At 71.7% G+C, this 15,656-nt stretch carries 15 protein-coding genes; 4 read left to right on the top strand and 11 right to left on the bottom strand.

Going from position 1 to position 15,656, the window contains the following annotated elements; genetic code table 11:
- Positions 1-9 precede the first annotated feature (9 nt).
- The 3 genes from LTL01_RS07895 to LTL01_RS07885 are packed head-to-tail and all read left to right on the top strand — an operon-like array spanning position 10 to position 4,174.
- Positions 10-2,628 (top strand): helix-turn-helix transcriptional regulator, encoded by a 2,619-nt coding sequence (locus tag LTL01_RS07895; protein ID WP_236968109.1) that lies wholly within the window; start codon positions 10-12, stop codon positions 2,626-2,628.
- A 27-nt stretch (positions 2,629-2,655) separates the two neighbouring features.
- Positions 2,656-3,462 carry an IniB N-terminal domain-containing protein gene (locus LTL01_RS07890; RefSeq protein ID WP_236968108.1) on the top strand — a complete coding sequence of 269 codons (807 nt, stop codon included), beginning with the start codon at positions 2,656-2,658 and terminating at the stop codon, positions 3,460-3,462.
- Positions 3,449-4,174 (top strand): hypothetical protein, encoded by a 726-nt coding sequence (locus LTL01_RS07885; RefSeq protein WP_236968107.1) that lies wholly within the window; start codon positions 3,449-3,451, stop codon positions 4,172-4,174. The genes LTL01_RS07890 and LTL01_RS07885 overlap by 14 nt, the downstream gene beginning before the upstream one ends.
- Here LTL01_RS07885 and LTL01_RS07880 read toward each other — a convergent pair.
- The 4 genes from LTL01_RS07880 to LTL01_RS07865 form a co-directional block, all read right to left on the bottom strand.
- Positions 4,106-5,626 (bottom strand): dynamin family protein, encoded by a 1,521-nt coding sequence (locus LTL01_RS07880; RefSeq protein WP_236968106.1) that lies wholly within the window; start codon positions 5,624-5,626, stop codon positions 4,106-4,108. The two genes, LTL01_RS07885 and LTL01_RS07880, sit on opposite strands and share 69 nt — an antisense overlap.
- The gene (locus LTL01_RS07875; protein WP_236968105.1) at positions 5,623-7,542 is read right to left on the bottom strand and encodes a dynamin family protein; all 1,920 of its coding nucleotides are present in this window, start codon (positions 7,540-7,542) and stop codon (positions 5,623-5,625) included. Before LTL01_RS07875 ends, LTL01_RS07880 begins: the two co-directional genes overlap by 4 nt.
- Complete coding sequence (locus LTL01_RS07870; RefSeq protein WP_053548540.1) at positions 7,539-7,775, bottom strand: hypothetical protein; 237 nt, start codon at positions 7,773-7,775, stop codon at positions 7,539-7,541. The genes LTL01_RS07875 and LTL01_RS07870 overlap by 4 nt, the downstream gene beginning before the upstream one ends.
- A gap of 117 nt (positions 7,776-7,892) precedes the next feature.
- Positions 7,893-8,873, bottom strand: coding sequence for a hypothetical protein (locus tag LTL01_RS07865; RefSeq protein WP_236968104.1), 981 nt, complete (start codon positions 8,871-8,873; stop codon positions 7,893-7,895).
- Between the two features lie 197 nt (positions 8,874-9,070).
- On the opposite strand from LTL01_RS07865, the gene LTL01_RS07860 reads away from it, so the two are divergent.
- Complete coding sequence (locus LTL01_RS07860) at positions 9,071-10,276, top strand: class I SAM-dependent methyltransferase (RefSeq protein ID WP_236968103.1); 1,206 nt, start codon at positions 9,071-9,073, stop codon at positions 10,274-10,276.
- A 138-nt stretch (positions 10,277-10,414) separates the two neighbouring features.
- On the opposite strand, the gene LTL01_RS07855 is transcribed toward LTL01_RS07860, so the two are convergent.
- Genes LTL01_RS07855 through LTL01_RS07825 form a run of 7 tightly spaced genes read right to left on the bottom strand, consistent with a single transcriptional unit; the run spans position 10,415 to position 15,535 of the window.
- On the bottom strand, positions 10,415-11,110 hold the full coding sequence (locus tag LTL01_RS07855; protein WP_236968204.1) for a hypothetical protein: 696 nt from the start codon (positions 11,108-11,110) through the stop codon (positions 10,415-10,417).
- Positions 11,107-12,237: a tRNA (adenosine(37)-N6)-threonylcarbamoyltransferase complex transferase subunit TsaD gene (tsaD, locus tag LTL01_RS07850; RefSeq protein WP_236968102.1), complete on the bottom strand. Its 1,131-nt coding sequence runs from the start codon at positions 12,235-12,237 to the stop codon at positions 11,107-11,109. The genes LTL01_RS07855 and tsaD overlap by 4 nt, the downstream gene beginning before the upstream one ends.
- Positions 12,234-12,767 (bottom strand): ribosomal protein S18-alanine N-acetyltransferase, encoded by a 534-nt coding sequence (gene rimI / locus LTL01_RS07845; RefSeq protein ID WP_236968101.1) that lies wholly within the window; start codon positions 12,765-12,767, stop codon positions 12,234-12,236. Before rimI ends, tsaD begins: the two co-directional genes overlap by 4 nt.
- Positions 12,764-13,435: a tRNA (adenosine(37)-N6)-threonylcarbamoyltransferase complex dimerization subunit type 1 TsaB gene (tsaB, locus tag LTL01_RS07840; RefSeq protein WP_236968100.1), complete on the bottom strand. Its 672-nt coding sequence runs from the start codon at positions 13,433-13,435 to the stop codon at positions 12,764-12,766. The genes rimI and tsaB overlap by 4 nt, the downstream gene beginning before the upstream one ends.
- Positions 13,436-13,485: 50 nt before the next feature.
- Positions 13,486-13,986, bottom strand: a complete 501-nt coding sequence (gene tsaE, locus LTL01_RS07835; RefSeq protein WP_236968099.1) for a tRNA (adenosine(37)-N6)-threonylcarbamoyltransferase complex ATPase subunit type 1 TsaE — start codon at positions 13,984-13,986, stop codon at positions 13,486-13,488.
- Positions 13,987-14,027: 41 nt separating this feature from the next.
- Complete coding sequence (gene alr, locus LTL01_RS07830; protein WP_236968098.1) at positions 14,028-15,152, bottom strand: alanine racemase; 1,125 nt, start codon at positions 15,150-15,152, stop codon at positions 14,028-14,030.
- Positions 15,149-15,535 (bottom strand): holo-ACP synthase, encoded by a 387-nt coding sequence (locus LTL01_RS07825; RefSeq protein ID WP_236968097.1) that lies wholly within the window; start codon positions 15,533-15,535, stop codon positions 15,149-15,151. The genes alr and LTL01_RS07825 overlap by 4 nt, the downstream gene beginning before the upstream one ends.
- Between the last annotated feature and the right edge of the window lie 121 nt (positions 15,536-15,656).

Here is a 15,656-nt window from a genome sequence, read left to right as displayed (position 1 = left end):
GGACGGACGATGAGCATCACTCTCCACTCGCGCTCCGTCGCGCCCGCGACCGTCACTCCGCTCCCGCGCCTCGTGCGCCGCCAGGTCGACGACCTCCTCGCCGACGCCGACCAGACGCCCGTGCGGGCCCTCATCCTCGGGCCCGCTGGATCCGGTCGGTCTTCGCTCGTACGCTCGGTGTCGGCCGCACTCCGGGAGGACGGCATCCGTGTCGTCGACCTCGGCACGGCGGGACCGCTCGACGACGTGCCCGCCGACACGGTCCTGGTCGTCGACGATGCGCACCTCCTCGACGACGCGACCCTGCAAGCCGTGCGCGGGCGGGCGGCGCGAACGGATGCCGCACTCGTGGTCGCGGTGCGGCCGGACCCCACGCGGTCCGAGCTCGCGGCCCTGACGCAGGAGCTCGAGCGGTCGCACCCGCCGCTCGTCCTGGGCACGATCCGCGTCGAGGACGTGCTCGCGGACCCCGCGTCCGCGCACCTCTCCCGCGCGTGCGTCCAGGCGATGATCGATCGGTCCGGCGGGCTCGCCTGGCTCGTGTCGACCTCCCTCTCCCTTCACGACGACGACTGCGCCGGCCCCGCGGATCACCACGGGATCGATGAGGCCCTCGCCGACGCGATCGCGCACCGCGTGGCGTCCCTCGCCGACGACCTCCGGGCGTTCCTCGAGGCGGCCTGCTTCGCCGACGCGCCTCTCGGCGGCGACGAGCTCATCGAGCGCGGGCACGCCGCGGGTCTGCTCCGTCGGAACGGTACGCCGCCGCCGACGGTCAAGGCCGCCGTGTGCGCGAGCGCCCCCGCCGAGCGCGTGCTGGCGGGGTGGCATGGTGACACCGCCGACGGAGAGATGGGCGAGGCCCTCGCCGGCGTCGGCGACGAGCGCGTGGCCGCGTTCCTCCTCGACCGGGCCCAGTCCATGCTGCCGACCGATCCGCAGCGCGCCATCGGGCTCTACCGTGACGCGCAGGCCGCGCACGCCCCGCTCGCGGCGACGAGCCGCGGCATCCTCGTCGCCCATCACCTGCTCGGCGACCTCGACGCGGTGAGCGCGGGGCTGGACGCTGCGCTCAACGATCCCGACGAGACGGTGACCGATCTCGCCGCGGCGCACTGGATGGCACGGGGAATGGCGGCGCAGGCCGACGCGACGTATCGGACGCGTCCGCCGCGGTCGTTCGGCGGCCGCGTCCAGGCCGCCCTTGCGGCGCTTGCCCTCGGCGACCGTTCGGCGCTGGACGCGCTGACCGCCGAGCAGGCGCCCGCATCGCTCTCAACCGCCGACACCGCGGCGCAGTTCCTGCTGCGGGGCCTCGCCGCAACGCTCGGCGACACTCCCGCCGCCGCGCTCGGAGACCTCGCCCGAGCCTCGGACCTCTGCACGGCGGCCGGATGCGGACGATTTCTGCCGGAGCTCCCCGCCGTCATCGCCGCCCAGTGCGCGATCAACGTCGGCGAGCTCGACGTCGCGCGCTCGGTCCTCGCGGACGCGCTCCGCGGCGGGCAGGGCGGCATCGCCGGTCGTGACCGTCTGCGCCTGTGGTCGGCGTGGGTGGCGCTTCAGCGCGAGCGGCCGCACGACGCCGAGGCGTTCCTCGCCGACGCCGTCGGGTCGACCCGCCCGCTCGACCCGCGCGACCGTCTCCTGGCCGACGCGCTGCGTCTGGCGACCGCGCGTCGGTACGGCGACGCGACCGACCTCACGATCGCATGGAACGCCGCGCGCGACGACCTCCTGCGCACCTCTTTCGACCTGTTCAGCCTGCTGCCGCTGACGGAGTTCGTCGTCGCCTCCGCGCGTGTGAAGGACCCCGCGCGCGTCGCGGGCTTCTTCACCGACGCCGAGGCACTCGTCGACGGGCTCGGAGCGCCGATCGGCTGGAGCGTGCACCTGCACTGGGCGGGCATCCAACGCGGCATCCTCTCCAGCAAACCCGACGATCTGCCGCCGCACGCGCGGGTCCTCGTCGCCGCTGCGGCACGCAACCGCATCGCGGCGATGATGGCGCACGCCGGGCGGGTCTGGATCGCCGTCCTCGCCGGCCAGGTGGATGCCGATGCCGTGGAGTCGGCGGCGATGGGGTTGGCGTCCGTGGGACTGGCGTGGGACGGGGCACGGATGGCCGGCCACGGTGCGCGCCGGACCGACGACAAGCGGATCGCCGCCCGTCTGCTCGCCTGCGCCCGTCAGCTGCACCCGCGCGAGGAGCACGGCCCGGTCGAGACGGGTTCGACCCAGGCACCGGCGGCGAGCACCGCCGTCGAGCCGAACGGACCGCTGTCGCCGCGCGAACGTGAAGTCGCCGAACTCGTGCTCCAGGGCAAGACGTACACCGAGATCGGGGCGACGATCTTCATCTCCCCCCGGACGGCGGAGCACCACATCGCGCGCATCCGCCGGCGGCTCGGGGCGACCTCCCGCTCGGACCTGCTGGCCAAGCTCCGGGCGGCCCTCGCCGGGGAGGACGCGAGCAGCGCACTCTACCCCGCGGACGACGAATCCGACACCCGTTCGGACCGAACCCCGTCGATCCCCGGATCCCCCTCCCCCCACCCCCTAGTGGGGGAGGACGGACGAGGGGACATCCACCGACGCGGTGAGAGCCGTACCCGTCTTACTGTCTAAATCAGACCAATATCGAAGGAGCCAACCATGAGTATGACGCTCGCGACGGTGGCAGACGCCCTGATCGAGTTCATCCTCAGCCTGCTGCGCGACCCCGCGCTGTCGGATGAGTTCGATGAAGATCCCGAGGCGACGCTGGCCAGCAATGGTCTGAGTGGCGTGACGGCCGAGGATGTGTGCGCCGTGGCGCCCATCATCGCCGACCGCCCGCAGGTCGCGCCCAAGCCGGCGCCCGACCACCCGATGCCCGGACCGCCGAAGCCTCCCGGACCCCCGGAGCCGCCGGCCGTCCACGAGATCATCAACATCAAGAACAACCTCACGTGGATCGACGACCGCGACACGATCGTCGACCAGTCCGTCAACCAGAACATCTGGGCGGGCGGCGACGTGACACAGGTCTTCGACAACGAGGCCATCGTGGCCTCGGGTGACGAGTCGATCGCCGCCGGCGACGACGTCGACGCCTCGACGAACCTCGACGCCTCGACCAACATCGGCAACGGTGCAGAAGGTGACGTGAACGTCGGCAACGAGACCGACGTCGTGGTCATCGACGACTCTTTCAACGACGAGTCCGACAACTCGACCAACACCGAGAACAACGCCGACATCGACGTCGAGGGCTCGTTCAACGAGAGCACCGAGACGACGAACACCGAGGGGTCGTACAACGACACCGCGGTCGTCGACACCACGGTGAACTCGGCCGAAACGACCGTCGTGGTCGACAACTCCAGCGAGGTCGCGGTCTCCGCGGAGAGCGACGCCGCCGTCTTCGAGACCGACGACAGCGCCATGACCCAGGAGTACGTCGCGGATGACGAGTTCTGACGTCACGGGACCCCGCGACAGCCCCGCGAAAGCGTCGGGCGCCACCGAACCCGCCGAGAGCACGGACATCGTGCCCTCGGCGGGTTCGCCCGCGCCGGCGCCCGTGGTGAAGGTGACGCCGGCGCGTCCCCCGTTTGCGGCTCCGACACGCGATGCACCCCTCCGCCCGGCCCTTTACAACAAGGAGGGCATGCCGGTCCTCGTCAAGATGCCGCCGCCCGCCTCGGTGCGGCTGGCGATGGTCTGCTGGATCCTGAGCCTCGTCGCCGGAGCCGCAGGCGCCGCGTATCTGTTCATCATCCGCATCCCGCAGCTCCCCGAGATCGCCGATGTCTTCCGCGAGGTCGAACCGGACCGGGCGGACGAGACCTACGAGCTCGCCGCGGACATCGTGTTCTGGAGTGTGTTCGGCGTCCTGGTGGCCGTCCTGCTCATCCAGATCACGCTCCTGGTGGCGTTCTCGAACCGTCGGCCGCGCATGCGGTGGTGGATCTTCGGCAGCACCATCCTGCTCGGCATCGTGTTCGTGCTCTCCCGCGAGATCATCATGGTCACCGAGCGCGGTGTCCCTCTCGAACGGATCCTGCTGATCCAGCTCGCACTGCTGGTGCTCGGCATCCTGCTGAGCATCCTGCCGGGTGCTCTACGCTGGACCGCCCGCAAGCACGACGTCCGGCGCGGATCGGAGCTTTCCTCGGGCGGCGAGTTCTGACGCCACCCCCTCGATGCTGCGGACGACCGTCCGACACGCCTCGGCGGTGGCGCGGGTGGCCAGCGGCGACTCCCCCAGGGTGCGCCAGCGCGCGAGGAGCTCTTCCACGCGCGCGGCCATGTCGGGGCCGTCAGCGGTCTCGGGGAGCCCCAGCCGCGTGAGCGCATCGGTGCCGGAGCCGCCCACGATCCGCTCCGCCTCGGGGATGTCGGATGCCGGGAGCACTCCGCTGCTCGTGCGGAGTCCGGCGAGAAGGGACAGTTCCCGCAGCTCGTGCGTGGCGGCGATCTGCCGCTCAATACCCGCGAGGAGCTCGGCGTCGCCGTCGCGGCGGCGGGCACGGACGAGCGCATCGAGCCCCGTCAGGACTCCGCGGCTCTTCAGGGCGGCGGCACGGGCGCGGAACTGTGCGGTGATGAAGCGCTGCACCTCGAGGAGTCCGCTCTGCTGCACCAGCCGCTCGGCGAGGTCGGTGGACGTCGTGGCGCCCGCGCGGATGAGGGCCGCCGACAGGCGCACCCCGAATAGCCCGAAGCGCTGCAGGAGGCGTCGGCGGTCGGGCACACTGACGCCGACCTCGTCAGAGCGGCGACAGAACCGGTCGACCGAGATCAGGAGCCGCTCGCGGACGTCGCGGTCGAGATCCGCGATCTGACGAAGCGCGGCGAATTCGCTCTCGCGGAGCGTCCGCGCCCCCTCGGCGAGGAGACCCGCCACCGGGATGACATCGAGCGCGAGGGACTGCAGCTCGCCGTCACGGCGGTAGCGGTCGGCGATCCGAGACGCGGAGAGCAGCGAGTCGATGCGGGCGGACCCGATCTCGTCGGCGCGGGAGAGGACCGCCAAGGCGTTGACGGTCTGTGAGGGGCCGGCAGCGGTGTCGCGGAACGCCTCGAGGAACCCGAGGTCTTCGGCGTGCACGTGTCGCAGCAGGTACACGATGGCGTCGGCGACGCTCGGAGCGTCCTGCGGGAGGAAGAAGTCGGTCGAGCGCTGCGAGGTCTGCGTCGACAGGGAGGCGATTCCCGGGGTGTCGATCAGCACCGTCTGACGCAGGTGCTCGGAGGGCCATTCGATGTCGATCCAGGCGACCTCGTCCGCTTTCCGCTTCCCGAGATCGAGGCTGAGACGACCGTCGACGCGGCGCACCGGCATCCGTACCGGTTCGCCCTCGTGCAGGTGCACCGTGATCTTCGGTGTGCGACCGTACCGGTACCAGGTGATGGTGCGCGTGCACTCCCCCGCGTCGGTGGGTGCGATCTGCTCGCCGATGAGGGCGTTGAGGAGCGTGGACTTCCCCGCCTTGACGATGCCGGCGAGCGCGAGCCGCAGGGGTTCGCGCATGCGCTGGTCGTAGGCGTCGAGGATGTCCATCGCCTCCGGGTCGTCGGCGTACAGCTCGCGAGCCCGATCGACGAGCCCGGCCACATCGGCGATGTCGCTCCGGCTCATCGGCCCTCCTGCCCCGCTTCGACCGCCTTCGCCGTCGGCGCGGCGCGCAGTTCCGCGGCGGGGACGTCGCGGGAGCCGGGGACCTCGGCGCGGAGGGCCTTGATGCGCTCGATCTGCGTGCGCAGCTGACGGACGCGGGCATCGCGGTCGTTCTCGTACATCGCCGCCGCGCGCTTGGCCGCGAGCACCGAGTCGGAGAGCGAGCGGTGCAGCTCTTCGGCGAGGGCGCCGAAGTGATCGCGCGAGGCGCGCTGCACGAACCGCAGGCGGTCCTTCAGCTGCTTGCCGACCTGGAAGACGACGTCTTCGATGTGCCGGCGGACGATGTTCTTCGCCTCCATCTGACGGCGCGCGAGCCGCGACGACATGTCCTCCTTGTAGGCGCGGCGCCCGACGAGGACACCGGCGAGGAGCGAGAGGGGGTTCAGAAGGGTCAGGCCCACGACGCTCGTCGCGAGGCCGACCATCAGCACACCGCCGTAGGAGCCGCGGACGCCGATGTAGATCTTCTCGGCGGCCGACAGGCGTCCCTCGTCGAGCCCGCGGATGTCTTCGACGGGATCGAGGACCCCGTCCATCGCGGAGACCTCGATGGCGGGGATCTCGAGCTCGCCGGCGGCGAACTCCTGCGCGACCTGTTCGGCGAGCCACGTGGATCGCTCGTCGGTCCACACGAAGGTCTCGGAGACGGCCGCGGCGACCCGCTGATCGAGCCATTCGGCGATCTGCTCCCAGATCGGACCGGGATCGCCCTCGTCGATGGAGTTCTCGGCTTCGCGCTGCACCTTGCGGAGGCGGTCGCGGAGGTCGTGCTCGGTGTCGGAGATGAGGTCGGCGATACCGTCGCTGAGGGTTACCTGCCAGCGGGAGGAGCGACCGCGGAACTCGTCCGCGCGCTCCTTGGCGTACTCGAGCTGGGCGATGAGGTGCGGCGTCTCTTCCGGGTGGAGGAGGGCGTTGAGCTCGGTGGACAGCGAGAGCGTGAGCTGGTCGATGACCGAGAGGAGGTCGTGGGAGGCCGCGCGCTGCTGGATGACCTCGGCGCGGCCGACGACGTCGCGTCGCAGGTGAGCCACGAGCGCCGGGAATCCGGACTCCTCGTTGAGTTCGCGATCCTGGTGACCCGCGGCGAGGAGGCGGAGGTCGCTCGAGATGGAGAAGAGCGGGATCTTGCCGACCTCGCCGAGGTGGCTCCGGTCGATCTGCTCGATCTCCCGCCACTGCGGGTACACGTCGGTCTTGGACAGCACCGCCGCGACATTCGGAGAGATCCGCATCGCGTGCTTGAGGAACTGGACCTCGGGCTCGGTGTACTCCTGCGAGGCATCCGAGACGAGGAGCACCGCGTGCGCTCCGGAGAGGGCCGCGAGGGTGCTGAGGGATCGGGTGGACTCGAGTCCGCCGACACCCGGGGAGTCGACGACGCGGAGGCCCCCCTTGAGGATCTCCCGCGGGAGGGACACTTCGGCGCCGACGACGTGCTGGCCGTCCTTCGGCTCCTGGTGCTCGGCGAGGAAGCGCTGCAGGTCGTCGATCGGGACGGGGACACGGTCGACGACGACATCCTCACCGGACTCCGTCTTGACCACCACGAACGCTTCTGGCTCCTCGCCGTAGCCGACGGCGGTGGGGACGCTGGTGGCGACGTCGTCGTCGACGGCGCAGATCGGCGCGTTGATGAGGGCGTTGACGAGCTTGCTCTTGCCCTGCTTGAACTGCCCCACCACGATGACGCGGATGTCGGGGTCGAGCAGACGCGCCTTCGTGTGGTCCAGACGCTGGGCGAGGTCACCGCGCCCGATCTGCTCCGAGACGAGCTTGGTGCGCTCGACGATCGTGACCAACGCGGAGGGATCGGTGGTGCCGCCGGTCGGAACGGCGAGGGGTCCGGGGTTCGATCGTGGGGAAGACGTCACGGCAGCGGCAGGTCCTGATCGGTGTCGGCGGAGGAAGGCCCGGTGACGTCTGCGCCCCAGATGAGGTCGGCATCGATGGTCCAGTCGCCGGCGTCGATGCCGGCGAGTTCTTCCGCGAAAGGGTCGGTGGTGAAGAGGTCCGACGTGAAGACGTCGGAGAAGGCGGCGTCAGCGGCCGGAACATCGTCGAACGAGCCGTCGGCGAGCGGGTCGCGCGGGTCGTCGATGTCCATGGCTTCGGTCGCTTTCGGGTCGTGGGGAGTCTACGCCGAGAGGGCGGAAGACGGGAGGGGCCCGCTCAGCGATTGGGGTTCGCTGAGCGGGCCTCTTCGTGCCGGGGAGGGCTCGAATCAGAAGTCGATGATGTCGTCTCCGGCAACGTTGATGTTGTTGACGATGTCCGTCACATCGATGTCGGTGTTCAGCTCCGTGAAGGTGAGGTCAGCGGTGTTGAACGAGTCGGCAACGTCGAGGTTGGCTTCCCAGGTGTTGAACGAGTCGTCGATGTCGACGTCGATCGAGTTCAGCGTGTTGACCGAGTTGTCCGAGAAGTCGTTGAACGAGCCGACGATGTTCTGGGTGTAGGTCTCGTTGCCCACGTTGACGTCTCCGCCCGCACCGTTGCCGATGTTGGTCGACTGGTCCAGGTTCACCGACGCGTCGACGTCACCGCCGGCAGCGACCGCGCCCTCGGCCGACGCGACGACGGCCTCCGACGCGGAGCCGATGACGACGTTGTCGCCCGCGACGATGTTGCTGTTGACCGACTGGTCGACGATCGTCGAGTTCGACGTGACGTGCGCGGCGCCGGTCGCGGCGGCAGCGGCGCCACCGTCAAAGTTGACACCGGTGTTGTACTGACGCACGCCCGCGTTGATCGACTCGTCGGTCCAGGAGTTGTCGGTGTTGAACGAGTCGTTCACCGAGTTGTCGGACGCGTCGATGGCGACGTTCGTTGAGTTGTCCGTCGTGGAGTTGTCGTTGAACGAGTCCGCGATGTCGACGGCCAGGTTGTCGGAGTAGTCGTTGAACGAGTCCGTGGCGTTGCTCGAGTTGTCGGAGTTGTCGGAGTTGTCCGAGTTGTCGGAGTTGTCGGAGTTGTCCGAGTTGTCCGAGTTGTCCGAGTTGTCGTTGAACGAGTCAGTCGCGGTCGCGTCGACGTCGATGCCGACGGCGGTGTTGGTCGAGCTGTCCGAGTTGAACGAGTCGGTGGCGGAGTTGCCCGAGGCGACGTTGCCCGAGTCGGCGATGCCGACGGCGGTGTTGACCGAGTTGTCCGAGTTGTCCTGAGCAACGAGCGACTCGTTGACGAAACCAATGTCGTTGGCCATGAGTGTGTCCTTTGTTCCCGGGGTCACGGCCCCGATGTGCGGTTGGTAGCTACAAGGTATGACCGGCACCTCGCCCCCCACATCGGGGATGCCTACGGGGATCCCCCGGGGCACCCCCGGGGTTTCGGGGTACGGGGTGCGGGGTGGGAGGGGGATCGGAAATCCCCTCACGAACCGCGGAGCCTAGGGTGGGACGGGTGGACATGGCCGAACTCACCGCCCTGCTGACCCCCGACGGTCTGCGCCTCCTCGACGAGATCCCGACCGTCGGATCGGCCGACGATGTGGCGCGGACCGTGTCTCGGCTGCGGGCCGCCGGCCACTCCCCCGACCTGGTCTCGGCGGTCGTCGGGCAGGCGCGGCTCCGCGCGCGGGCGAAGACGAAGTTCGGTGACTTCGCCTCACGCATGCTCTTCACCCGCGCGGGGCTCGAGCAGGCCACGCGTCTGTCGATCGCGGCCGCGCACGCCGGACGCTTCCAGGATGCCGGCATCCGTCACGTGTTCGATCTCGGGTGCGGGATCGGCGGTGATGCGCTCGGGCTCGCCGCGCTCGGGATGACGGTCGACGCGGTCGACGCCGATGAGGTGACGGCCGCGATCGCCGCGTACAACCTCGCCCCGTTCGGCGAGGACGTCCGGGTGCGACACGCGCGCGCCGAGGACGCTGTCGCCGACCTGGGATCCGCGGCACCCGAGGCGACGGCGGTGTGGCTGGACCCGGCGCGGCGGACCGCGGGGCATTCCGAGACCGCGCGCACCCGCCCGGAGGACTGGTCGCCGTCGCTGGAGTGGGCGTTCGACCTCGCCGCGCGGGTGCCCGCCGGGATCAAGCTCGGTCCGGGCCTGGACCGAGCGCTGATCCCCGACGACGTCGAGGCGCAGTGGGTGAGCGTCGACGGGTCGACCGTGGAACTGGTCCTCTGGTCGGGCGCGCTCGCCCGGGACGGTGTGCGTCGCGCAGCGCTGGTGTTCCGCGGGAAGACGGTGAACGAGATCCGGGCCGCGGAGGACTCCCCGGACGAGCCCGCGCGCGAGCTGGGGGCGTTCCTGCACGAGCCGGACGGCGCGGTGATCCGCGCGCGGCTGATCGGCGATGTCGCGCGGTCGCTCAAGGCTGGGATGCTCGACCCGCAGATCGCGTATCTCACGTCGGACGCCGCGCTGACGAGTCCGTTCGTGCAGTCGTTCCGGGTGCGGGAGGAGCTGCCGACGGATGCGAAGGCGCTCGCGCGGGCGCTCCGCGAGCGCGGGATCGGGACGCTGGAGATCAAGAAGCGGGGCGTCGACGTCGATCCCGCCGCCCTCCGGACGAAACTGAAGCTCCGCGGCGACGAGTCCGCGACCCTCCTCCTGACCCGGGTCGGCACCACGCGCCGCGCCATCCTCGCCGACCGCGTCTGATCGTCAGCCGGGCTCACCCGGGTTCCGCGTCGAAAACGCGGGACGACACGCGACGCCGGGGCCTCCCCCGGGCCCGCCGCGCCGAAATCTCCCGCGTTCTCGACCGGGCGGGGCCCGGGGCGGCCGCCTGCCGCAACGTCAGTCGAAGAGGTTGGTCTGGGTGGCGGCGAAGTACAGCCAACCGCCGCTGTAGACCAGCGACAGGGCGCCGAGGCCGATCGCCCACCAGGCCAGCGCCGTGCTCTCGAGCGCGCGACGGAGGGCGAGGAGCCCCGCGACGATCGCGACAAGCCCGAGCGGGAAGCCGAAACCGACGAAGAGCGACACGACGAGTCCCAGGAGGGCGAAGACCAGCGCCCAGGCCGCGAGTCCGCGACGAGGCGGTGCGGGCGAGGCCATGAGCCACTGCGCGGTGACGGTCGGGGTGGGCCCGGACTCGGTGCCCGGCTCTCGGGGCGCGATCTGCTCGGTGATGCCGACCGGCGCGGTCGGGAGTCGGTGGAATCCGCCCCGGTGCGCACCGGGGAGAGGCGATGCTTCATCGGCGAGCGCGACGTCGGGCGACGGCGGCTCGACCACGGCGGAGACAGCGGGAGGGATGCCGGGCGGCAGCGGCGGGACCGGTGGGCGCGCGGGGATCGGCGCGGCGGGTGCGGCCTCCGCGGGCGCGGTGGGCACCATCGGCGCGCCCGGCGCCTCTGGCGCGGCCGCCGGAATAGGACCGGTCGCCAGCGGCGGGATCGGGCCGGTCACGAGAGGGGGAAGCGAGGGCACGGGCGTCGGCTGCGCACCGCGCGAGCGGCGGCGGAGGGGCGGGTCGCCGGCATCCGTCACGGGTGCGCCTCGGCGGCTTCGCGCGCAGCAACCTGGATCTCGGTCACGGGCAGTGTGGAATCCGCCCCGAACTCGAGCGTGGATGCCGGTCGCCCCGAGCGGATGAGCTCGGCGGCGAGCGCGGCGATCATCGCGCCGTTGTCGGTGCAGAGCGACAGGGGCGGGATGCGCACCGCGACTCCGGCTTTGGCGGCGCGCTCCAGCGCCACCTCGCGGAGACGCCGGTTGGCGATGACTCCCCCGCCGAGCAGCAGGCGCGGGACACCGTGGTCGCGGCACGCGGCGAGCGCCTTCGTCACCAGGACGTCGACGACCGCCTCCCGGAAGGATGCCGCGACATCGGCCACCGGCACCTCCTCGCCTGCCGCCTCGCGCTGCTCGACCCACCGGGCGACGGCGGTCTTGAGGCCCGAGAAGGAGAAGTCGTAGCGGTGCGCGGCCATGTCGGAGGCACGCGACAGCCCGCGCGGGAACGGAATCGCACGGGGATCGCCGGACGCCGCCGCGCGATCGATCTCGGGTCCGCCGGGGTAGGGGAGGCCGAGGATCCGGGCGATCTTGTCGAACGCCTCGCCCGCCGCGTCGTCCATCGTCTCGCCGAGCATCTCCACGTCGGAGGTGAGGTCGCGCACGAGGAGGAGCGAGGTGTGCCCGCCGGAGACCAGCAGGGCGACGGTCGGGTACTCCACCGGCGCGGCATCCGTCTCCGGAGCACTGTCGCCGATCGGACGCAGGATGTCGGCGGCGATGTGTCCGACGAGGTGGTTGACGGCGTAGAGGGGCTTGTCGAGCGCGACGGCGAGCGCCTTGGCGGCGCCGACGCCGACCATGAGCGCCCCGGCGAGGCCCGGTCCGCTGGTGACGGCGATGGCGTCGAGGTCGGCGAGCGAGACTCCGGCCTCGGCGAGCGCGGCGTCGATCGCCGGCTGCAGGGCTTCGAGGTGCGCGCGGGCGGCGACCTCGGGCACGACGCCGCCGTAGCGGGCGTGCTCGTCCATCGAGCTCGCGATGGTGTTCGACAGGAGCGTCCGCCCGCGGACGATGCCGATCCCGGTCTCGTCGCAGCTGGTCTCGATACCGAGGACGAGGGGCTCGCGCGCCACGCCCGCGCCGGCGTCCCCGCTCATGAGCACGCCCCCTGCGTCGCGCCGGCAGTCGCGCCGGCACCGACATCCGCACCGGCGCCCGCGCCCGCGCCCTGCACCGTCCAGCCGGCGAGGTCGAGTCGCATGATGATCGCGTCCACGTCGTCGGGCTGGTAGTACCGGGGGCGGCGTCCCATCTCGACGAACCCCTCGCTGCGGTAGAGCTCCTGGGCGACCGGGTTGTCGGCGCGCACCTCGAGGAACACCGTCCGCGCCCCGCGTTCGTCGGCGGTGCGGAGGAGTTCGCGCAGCATCGTCCGGCCGCGCCCTCGTCGGCGCGCCGCACCGTCGACCGTGATGGTCTGGATGTCGGCATCCGCCGCTCCGGACACCGCGCGCAGGCCTGCGTACCCGACCACGCGGCCGGCCTCTTCATCGACGATGTAGCGTCCGTGCGGCGAGACCAGCTCGGCGCGCATCATCTCGGCGCTCCACGCGTCGGAGGGGAAGGACGCCCGCTCGAGCGCCATGATCGCGTCGAGATCGGATGCCTCGGCGGTGCGGATGCTCACGCGATCACCTTCTTGCGGGGTGCCGGCAGGGTCACATCGGGCGAGCGGAGGTACAGCGCGTCGTCCGGTCCGATCACGCGCCCGGCGGCCACGGCGCGGGCGGCGGCGACGGCGAGGAGGGAGGCGGGGATCCGTTCGGCATCCCGACGCAGGATGCCGCCGGCGGCGAGCAGCCCGTCGATCTCGGTGCGGAGGGCGAGCGCCGGTTCGGCGAGTCGGCGCGGGAGGCCGTCGTCGTCGAGGCCACGGTAGACGGTGTACGCGACCTCGCGGCGGCGGGCGTCGGTGACGACGGCGAACGCCTCGTCGTCGGCATCGTCGAGTCCGCCGGTGAGCGCACTGTGAAGGAGGAGTTCGAGGGCGACGGCGTCGTGGCTCACGACCGGGACCACACGGATGCCGCGCCCGCGGTCACCGCCGAGGGCGAAGGCGCGCGCGGCGGCGATGCCGACCCGGAGGCCGGTGAAAGGCCCGGGACCCATGCCCGCGGCGACGCGGGTGATGTCGGCGGAGACCGCGCCGGCCTCGGCGAGGACCCGCTCGAGGAGCGAGCCGATGACTTCGGCGTGACCGCGCGGATCGACGCTCTCGACCTCGGCGCGGACGTGCCCGTCGTCGTCGATCACCGCGACGGCGGTGCCGAGGGAGGTGTCGATGCCGAGGATCACGGTTCCCAGGGTAGTCGGGGTGCCCGCGGCGGTGCGCTCAGGGCCGCCGGTCAGGGCCGCCGGGTCACCGTCACGAGCCGCGGGGCGGCCGCGTCGAGTTCGTCCTCGCGCCCGATCGTGCCGCACGCGTTGTCGACACCGTGTCCGTGCCACTCGCGACCGATCTCCACGTCCCACCACGTGTCGCGGAGGCCCTCGACCATGCCGCGTCCCCACTCGACGATCGTGACCGAACCGTCGAGGTCGAGGTCGAGGTCGTCCAGCTCGGCGGGCGAGCCGAGCCGGTAGGCGTCGACGTGGATGAGCGGCATCCGTCCGACGAGGGACGGGTGCGTCCGCGCGATGACGAATGTGGGGCTCTGGATCGGACCGCGGACGCCGAGGGCCTCGGCGATGCCGCGGGTGAGGGTCGTCTTCCCCGCCCCGAGAGGGCCGGTGAGGACGACGAGGTCGCCGGGTCCGAGGAGGGCGCCGATCTCGCGCCCGAGGTCTTCCATCGCTTCCGGAGAAGCGATCTCGCGCTCGCCGATCAGCGCGTCGAGTCCGGCCATGGTGCGCTCCTCCCCCGTGCCCGGCCTCACGCTGTCGCCGGTCACGACGTCACCGGCGTGCGGACGACGCGCGGTCCGATGCGCGTGACGATCTCGTAGTTGATCGTGTCGGCGGCGCGCGCCCACTCGTCGGCGGACGGCATCCCGAGCGTGGGATCGCCGAAGAGCACCGCCTCGTCGCCGACCGCGACGGGATGGTCGCCGACGTCGACGACGAACTGGTCCATGGCGATCCGGCCGCTCACGGCGAAGCGGCGTCCGCCGATCACCACCGGACCGGCGCTCGAGGCCTGCCGCGGGACGCCGTCGGCATAGCCCAGGGGCACGAGCGCGAGGGTGGTCTCGGCATCCGTGCGGTGGGTGTAGCCGTACGAGACACCGGCGCCGGCCGGCACGCGCCGGACCGCCGCGACCGGCGCGCGGAGGGTCATCGCGGGGCGGAGGCCGAGGTCGGCGGAGGTCTTGTCGTCGAACGGGGACAGACCGTAGATCGACACCCCCAGGCGCACGCAGCCGAACCGCGCCTCGGGGAGGGCGATCGCCGCGTGCGAGGCCGCGAGGTGCCGGAGGGGCGGGGCGAGGCCGGCGACCGCGGCGGCGCCGAGGCCTTCTTCGAACCGGCGGAGGGCTGCCCGGTCGTCGTCGACGGAGGTGTTGGAGAGGTGCGAGAAGATCCCGCGGACGCGCAGGTGTCCGATGCGCTCGAGCCGTGCGGCTTCGGCGAAGAGGACCCGCCAGTCGGCCGGGGCGACCCCGTTGCGCGAGAGGCCCGTCTCGAGCTTCAGGTGCACGGCGACGGGATGATCGGCGGATGCCGCGGCCGCGGCCTGCTGCAGCTGCTCGTAGCGCGAGATCCCGAGCTCGATGCCGTGGGCGGCGGCCTCGCGGAAGTCCTCGCCGGGTGCGTGCAGCCACGCGAGGACCGGCGCGTCGATGCCGCCGCGGCGGAGCGCGAGCGCCTCGCCGACGTCGGCGACGCCGAGCCGGGCGGCGCCGCCCGCGAGCGCGGCGGCGGCGGAGCGCACCGCGCCGTGGCCGTACCCGTCGGCCTTGACGACGGCGATGACCTCCGACCCGGTGAGGGCGCGGAGGTGGCGGACGTTGTGCTCGATCGCCGAGACGTCGACGAGCGCTTCGCGGAAGCGCGGCGTGGCCGGGAGGCTCATGCGTGCTCTCCCGGAACGGTCGGCGGAGCGTGTCCCGCTTCGGCGACGACGTACGCGGTCGCGAGGTTCGCGTCGTGCGACATCGACAGGTGCAGCGTCGTGATCCCGCGGGCGGCGACGACCTCGGCGGTCGACCCGGTGAGGGTGAACCACGGACGCCCCGACGCTTCGGGGGTGATCTCGATCTCGGTCCAGTGGACGCCGTCCGAACCGCCGAGAGCCTTGATGAGCGCTTCCTTGGCGGCGTAGCGGGCGGCGAGCGAGCGGGGCTTGCGCTCGCGCTCGGATGCCGAGAACAGGCGCTCGGCGAGGCGCGGGGTCCGCGCGAGGGTGCGCTCGAAGCGGTCGATGTCGACCAGGTCGATGCCGATCCCGACGATCACCGGGGCCTCCCTCCGCGCCGCGGCGCGGCATCCGCCACTTTATCGCGCGCCGTGCCCCGAGCCTTCGGCGCGGAGTCGGTGAAAGCGCGGGCACCGGCTCGCGCGTCGAAAACGCGGGAGA

The sequence above is a fragment of the Microbacterium aurantiacum genome (assembly GCF_021654035.1).
Lineage (GTDB): Bacteria > Actinomycetota > Actinomycetes > Actinomycetales > Microbacteriaceae > Microbacterium > Microbacterium aurantiacum.
This window is presented reverse-complemented; position numbering and strand designations above follow the sequence as displayed.

Excerpts from the sequence above, each read along its gene's own strand:
- LTL01_RS07865 (WP_236968104.1), bottom strand. The coding sequence starts at position 8,873 with ATGGCCAACGACATTGGTTTCGTCAACGAGTCGCTCGTTGCTCAGGAC.
- LTL01_RS07890 (WP_236968108.1), top strand. The coding sequence starts at position 2,656 with ATGAGTATGACGCTCGCGACGGTGGCAGACGCCCTGATCGAGTTCATC.
- LTL01_RS07880 (WP_236968106.1), bottom strand. The coding sequence starts at position 5,626 with ATGAGCCGGAGCGACATCGCCGATGTGGCCGGGCTCGTCGATCGGGCT.
- LTL01_RS07885 (WP_236968107.1), top strand. The coding sequence starts at position 3,449 with ATGACGAGTTCTGACGTCACGGGACCCCGCGACAGCCCCGCGAAAGCG.
- LTL01_RS07870 (WP_053548540.1), bottom strand. The coding sequence starts at position 7,775 with ATGGACATCGACGACCCGCGCGACCCGCTCGCCGACGGCTCGTTCGAC.
- tsaD (WP_236968102.1), bottom strand. The coding sequence starts at position 12,237 with ATGAGCGGGGACGCCGGCGCGGGCGTGGCGCGCGAGCCCCTCGTCCTC.
- LTL01_RS07895 (WP_236968109.1), top strand. The coding sequence starts at position 10 with ATGAGCATCACTCTCCACTCGCGCTCCGTCGCGCCCGCGACCGTCACT.
- tsaE (WP_236968099.1), bottom strand. The coding sequence starts at position 13,986 with ATGGCCGGACTCGACGCGCTGATCGGCGAGCGCGAGATCGCTTCTCCG.
- alr (WP_236968098.1), bottom strand. The coding sequence starts at position 15,152 with ATGAGCCTCCCGGCCACGCCGCGCTTCCGCGAAGCGCTCGTCGACGTC.